The sequence below is a fragment of the Alkalicoccobacillus porphyridii genome (assembly GCF_007293315.1).
In the GTDB taxonomy this organism is placed as follows: Bacteria; Bacillota; Bacilli; order Bacillales; family Bacillaceae_D; genus Alkalicoccobacillus; species Alkalicoccobacillus porphyridii.
The window spans coordinates 1-260 of sequence record NZ_VLXZ01000278.1; the positions used below are offsets into that span (position 1 = coordinate 1).

The following is a 260-nucleotide window of genomic DNA, read 5'->3' on the forward strand; positions in this document are numbered from 1 at the left end:
GCGCAGGTAGTCAATGCGGTAGTCGTCGTTGATGCTGCCATCTTCTTCCACTTTGTCGTAAGCGCCAAAACCGTTTTCGACAATAAACAGCGGCCTCTGATAACGCTCATACAGTTCGCAAACGGCATAGCGCAGACCTACTGGATCAATCTGCCAGCCCCAGTCAGACGCTTTAACATACGGGTTCGGTACGCTGCCTTCAAAACCAGAGATCGCATCGCCGGTGCCGCCTTCGGCCTTCACTGCGTTGGTCATGTAAT

Annotated in this window: 1 protein-coding gene; it reads right to left on the bottom strand. The window is 53.1% G+C overall.

The window, feature by feature from the left end; all coding sequences use genetic code 11:
• On the bottom strand, positions 1 to 260 hold a 260-nt coding region (locus tag FN960_RS24310), incomplete at both ends, for a family 1 glycosylhydrolase (RefSeq protein WP_143850831.1).